Annotated in this window: 5 protein-coding genes and 1 tRNA gene; all 6 read right to left on the bottom strand. The window is 39.9% G+C overall.

Features of this window, described 5'->3' with window-relative positions:
* Positions 1-663, bottom strand: a 663-nt coding sequence (locus AC1DDX_RS24200; protein WP_477622732.1) for a hypothetical protein, incomplete at its 3' end; no start/stop codon positions are given.
* Entirely contained in the window at positions 660-1,022 is a 363-nt protein-coding gene (locus tag AC1DDX_RS24195) for a response regulator transcription factor (protein WP_172662174.1), read from the bottom strand. The genes AC1DDX_RS24195 and AC1DDX_RS24200, both read right to left, overlap by 4 nt.
* A gap of 591 nt (positions 1,023-1,613) precedes the next feature.
* Entirely contained in the window at positions 1,614-2,423 is an 810-nt protein-coding gene (locus tag AC1DDX_RS24190; RefSeq protein ID WP_337716988.1) for a Fic family protein, read from the bottom strand.
* A gap of 127 nt (positions 2,424-2,550) precedes the next feature.
* Positions 2,551-2,624 (bottom strand) — tRNA-Asp (locus AC1DDX_RS24185).
* Positions 2,625-2,743: 119 nt separating this feature from the next.
* Complete coding sequence (gene prfA, locus AC1DDX_RS24180) at positions 2,744-3,817, bottom strand: peptide chain release factor 1 (protein ID WP_337716991.1); 1,074 nt, start codon at positions 3,815-3,817, stop codon at positions 2,744-2,746.
* Positions 3,818-3,951: 134 nt separating this feature from the next.
* Positions 3,952-4,543 (bottom strand): UDP-2,3-diacylglucosamine diphosphatase (locus AC1DDX_RS24175; protein WP_477622731.1); only part of this gene is annotated, 592 nt, incomplete at its 5' end.

The raw sequence follows: 4,543 nt of genomic DNA, 5'->3' as shown, positions 1-4,543 counted from the left end.
AAATACAACAACACTGGCATTTTCAGATTTAAGCCATTTGTCAATTCCGGTAAGGTTTACATGAGGGATAACAGACAGCTCCTTTAATAATTTCATCTGTTGCCACTCCGAGAGCTGATAAGTGATCACATCCAGAAACCGAAGCCCTTCAAACCCAAAAAGATTCAGCACGGCCAGCTGAGCTTCTGCCCGGACCAGTTCATTTTTATTGTTGGTGAAGCGGTATATCCTGGCAAGGTGCTCCTTGAGTTCCATGGTGCCAATCTGCTGGATCCCCACAGCCATAAGGTGCCACTTACCTGTTTCAATTAGCTTAATGGCATGGGTATCCAGGTCCAGCTGCAGGTACAGTTTTTTGATATTTTGTCCAGCTTGACCAGACATATTTTTCTTTGCCGCAGTAATCTTTTTGGTCAGCTGGGCCCTAAATCTGCTATTCTCCAGATTCACCCTCAGGCGCGGAGTGACCGGTATCGGCTGGTCAGCGCTACTGCCGCTTTCATTGAAAAAAATTGCCTTTCTGAGCAGTAAATCAATCATACTGTCCCATTTGGCATATTTTTTTCTCCATTTTTTCCGGATCAACAGGTAAGCGGTCATGAAAAAAATCAGAAATACTGCCGCACCGAAAAAGAACAATAAAAGCGCCTGAAAAAATATCATCTCGAATGAACAAGCATAAACCTTTTTATTCGCACAGACAACTCATTGGGGCTGAAAGGTTTGGTAATAAAGTCGTCGGCACCTAGGCGGAATGCTTCAAGAACGATATCCTCCTGTCCCATGGCAGAAAGCATAATAATAGGCGTCTGATCTTTTTCTCTTAGCGCTGCCACCACCTCCAAGCCTGAAAGATAAGGCATCATGATATCCGTAATTACCAGTTCAGGCAGGAACTGATCTATTTTTTCCAAAGCTTCCCTGCCGTCCCTGGCAAGGATGAGCTGATGTCCATCTTTCTTTAAACGGAATTCTAAAGTCCTGAGCATAAGCTCATCGTCTTCAGCAATTAGAATCTTCATATATTAGCAGTTAGGGATGATTAACTAATAATTTTAAAACGCGTTATGCTGACTCTAAGTTAAGTCTTTTAGCAAAAAAAAGGCAAAAATGTTTTGGAAAATGATTGGGAACTCAGTATTGGTCAATAATCTTTTTTATCCTGGCAATTTGGCAGACGTCATTTTARACTAACCAACATTATCACCTCAATACCAAATATCCGTCTTCCGCCGTTTGTGGCACCCTGTTGATGTAAAACTGTCTTCGAGACTCTTCAAATCTTCTGCTGCCCAAGTTGATGCTTTAAGCAATTTTTTCCTGTAAGCAGATTTCTTACCTTGATTATTTTCCTGAATGGTTACACCTAAACCTTTAAGTATTTTACCAAAGTACTTTTTTTGTCAGGAATATTTATAATTAGCGTTTCCATATAACAAATATACTAAACGTTAGGATGTATATAAAATTTCCCAAGAATTGTCCTCAATACTCATCCATTCCAAATCGATCAATGGATTGAGAAATCTGTCAAAAAACTATGCTGAAGTCAGGATTACATGTTATCCTGAGCAGATAAATGCGAGATATAATAGGGTCTAGTTAGGCTTATGTTATCTCATCTTCCTCCCTTTTTTAGGCGGATTAAAGTTCATGACAAAGTTTTGAGTAAGATTTTTCTTTTGGTCAATTTCCTTCTTCATTCTTTGCATAGAAGTTTCAGCAAAAAAAACAGTTAAAATACCGGTATCTTTATGTTTAGCAGATTGTTTTAAAGCTTCAATATAAGCAGCCTTTTCTTCGGCTCCAATTATTACATGCGGCAGATTGAACTTTGCAAGTATGAAGTTTGAAATCAGACGGCCAGTTCTCCCGTTTCCGTCCGGAAAGGGATGTAGATAAATAAAAAACTGGTGAAACCTAGCGCTAATGTCCAGCGGATGTAATTCGGCCTTTTCCATAGCTAATTCTGTGGAACTGATCAATGATGGCATACGTGCAATACTCACCCTGAAATCTCCAAAAACCGTATCCCCTGCAGCCATTTGCGTGTTGGTATATTCCCCTGGCTCAAGGCCCTTCGCAAATTTAAGGGTATTTTCCGTTAGTATTCTTTGTACCTGTTTGATCAAATTTTCGGTTAAAGGCTGTTTTAGGTCGTTAAATACGAATTCATAGGCTTTAAAATGATCTAGGATTTCATATGCCTCATATAAAGACCTGTTGTTTAACTTTAAATTGAGGCCCTTTTCTTTAAGCTCGCGTGTTTCATCCACGGTAAAGGTATTCCCCTCTACTGCACAGCTGTGCGCAGAAAACAATATTTCGTTATATTCCTTAAAATCTTCGAGATTAAAGCTATCAATAATAACTTTGCTGTATTCTGCTACAAGCGCATCATATTTTTTAATCAAGCTCTCCATTTATTGTTTTGATTAAGGATTCAAAAGATGACTTTTAAAGATACACCAAATCTAAAAATATAGAAAAACACAAAAAAGCCTTCAAACGTATAATTTGAAGGCTTTAGTTTGGCATTGCTACCTTTAGCGGACCGGACGGGACTCGAACCCGCGACCTCCGCCGTGACAGGGCGGCATTCTAACCAGCTGAACTACCGGTCCGTTTTCCCTATTTTCGTTTCGTTGTTTCGTTTCGGGATTGCAAATATAGCGCCTTTATTTAACTTTGCAACATTTATTTTAAAATAGTTATAACTCCTTAATTCTCTGATAATTATTTTTTAGATCACAGATCCCTCTTTCATTTTCTCTGCATTCTCGGCGAACTGCAACGCATCAATTAGCTCCTGAACACCTCCATCCATCACTCCGTTTAGGTTATAAAGCGTTAAACCGATGCGGTGATCCGTTACCCTTCCCTGCGGATAGTTGTACGTTCTGATCTTCGCTGAGCGGTCACCAGTGGAAACCATAGTCTTACGTCTGGCGGCAATATCACCATTCTTCTTCTGCAATTCAATATCGTATAACTTACTACGAAGCATCTCCATTGCAATAACTCTGTTTCCTAGCTGAGAACGTTCCTGCTGACAAACTACTACAATACCGGAAGGCCTATGCGTTAACTGAACCTTAGTTTCAACCTTATTTACGTTCTGTCCACCCGCACCACCGGATCTGGAGGTTTGCAAATCAATATCTGCCGGATTAATGTAAAGATCTATCTCCTCAGCCTCAGGCAAAACAGCTACGGATGCAGCCGACGTATGAACCCGTCCCTGAGTCTCTGTATCCGGCACACGCTGAACCCTGTGTACTCCAGACTCATACTTTAACTGTCCATAAACATCTTCTCCACTTACTTTCAGGATCACCTCTTTGTATCCACCAGCAGTACCCTCGGTTACATCTACTGTTTCTACTTTCCATCCCTTTTGTTCAAAGAAACGGCTATACATTCTATATAAGTCGCCGGCAAACAAAGCTGCTTCATCACCACCTGTACCACCTCTAATCTCAAACACCGCATTCTTTGCATCCTCAGGATCCACAGGAATAAGCATCAAACGAACTTTCTCTTCTAATTCTTCCTGTTGTACCAGTAACAAGTCAAGCTCTTCTTTAGCCATCTCACGCATCTCAGGATCTTTCTCTGTACTCAAGATCTCTTTATTTGCCTCGATGTTGCTCATTACATTCTTGTAGACTTTATACTCTTCTACAATTTTACCTAAATCTTTATACTCTTTATTTAAAGCTGCAAAACGCTTCATATCCTGCATGGTATCAGGATTACTTAACTGCTCCTCAACATCTTCCCAACGCAGTTTAATTGCTTCTAATTTCTCTAACATATTCTTTTATTTCAGAAACTTTATAATTGTACCGTTAGCAACAAATAACACAACCTGTTTGTTAACAGCATCTTTTATCCAGATAACGATTTTTTATTCGGGCAGCAAAAATACGGCTTTTTCAGTTAACGACACTATAAATTTTTATCAGGAAAATATTTAAGGCTCAGCACATCGCCATCAAAAACCGCATATGAATTATAGGTAATCCATTCGCCCAGGTTCACATACTTAGTTCCGCCACCTAAATCCAAATCTAAAGGCAAGTGTCTATGCCCAAAAACAAAAAAATCATAGTGCTGTTTTACCATTTGCTCTTTAGCATATATGGCCAGCCATTCATTTTCAATGCCTTCAAAAACTTCCACTTTGCTACTGGCTGCCCTGCTGCTTCTAGACCAACCGTTTGCTATTCCCATTCCAATTCTTGGTGGAACCATTGAAAAGAGCCAGCGGCACACCGGATTTCTAAAGATTTTTCTCAGCATCTTATATTTCCTGTCGCCAGGTCCTAATCCGTCACCATGATGTAAAAAGAACGTTTTCCCATTTCTTTCAATTACAAGTTCGTCACTTATAATTTCAATCCCCATTTCCTTTGTGAAATAGTCGTTAACCCACATATCATGGTTGCCCTTAAAAAAATAGATCTTAATCCCTGCGTCTGTCATAGCCGCCAGCTTTCCCTGCAGGCGAATAAACCCTTTAGGTACTACAGTACTATAT

It is taken from the genome of Pedobacter sp. 10L46_2 (assembly GCF_056395165.1).
The sequence above is the reverse complement of the archived record's forward strand: the minus strand, read 5'-3'. Positions and strand labels throughout refer to the sequence as shown.